The sequence below is a fragment of the Bradyrhizobium sp. 23 genome, assembly GCF_023073295.1.
Classification (GTDB): Bacteria; Pseudomonadota; Alphaproteobacteria; order Rhizobiales; family Xanthobacteraceae; genus Bradyrhizobium; species Bradyrhizobium canariense_D.
On sequence record NZ_JADPJF010000127.1, the window covers coordinates 1 to 567 of the forward strand.

Annotated in this window: 2 protein-coding genes; both read right to left on the bottom strand. The window is 64.2% G+C overall.

The genetic code is table 11. The features are described 5' to 3' along the window. Nucleotides 1–122: hypothetical protein (locus tag IVB32_RS30895; protein ID WP_247412457.1), on the bottom strand; the 122-nt coding region annotated here is incomplete at its 3' end. Between the two features lie 122 nt (nucleotides 123–244). Continuing rightward, a partial coding sequence (gene tnpB / locus IVB32_RS30900; protein WP_247412454.1) for an IS66 family insertion sequence element accessory protein TnpB occupies nucleotides 245–567 on the bottom strand: 323 nt, incomplete at its 5' end.

Below are 567 nucleotides of genomic sequence, written 5' to 3' on the forward strand. Positions count from 1 at the left end.
TCCAGGCCCAGCAGCATCTGGTCTTCAGGCAGCGTCTCTGCCCGTCGGCCAAACCGATGCCGCTGCAATTCCTTGATGATCTGACGCAGCCGCTCGCTCTCGCACCGCTCGGCGAGCAGCATCGCTTTCAGCGTCTCCGGATCGTCAGGCAGGACGTCGCTCACAGCCAAATCAGAGCATATTCGCCGCCATCTGGCGACGCATCCGACGGTCCTGATTCACTTCGCCGCAGCGCTGCCAACAACTACCCGGGCTGCGCTGGCGCCGGCGTCCCCCGTGCCTCGTGCACAAGCCGCCAGTCGAGTCCTTCCAGCAGCGCCGACAATTGCGCTGCCGACAGGCGCATCACACCGTCCTCGATCTTCGGCCAGCGGAAGGTCCCATCCTCAAGCCTCTTGGCGAACAGGCACAGGCCCGTTCCATCCCAGAACACCAGCTTGATCCGGTCCGCCCGCTTGGCCCGGAACACATAGACAGCTCCCGAGAATGGATCTGCACCCATGCTCTCGCGCACCAGGGTCGCAAGACCCTCCATGCCCTTGCGGAAGTCTACCGGCTTGGTCGCCA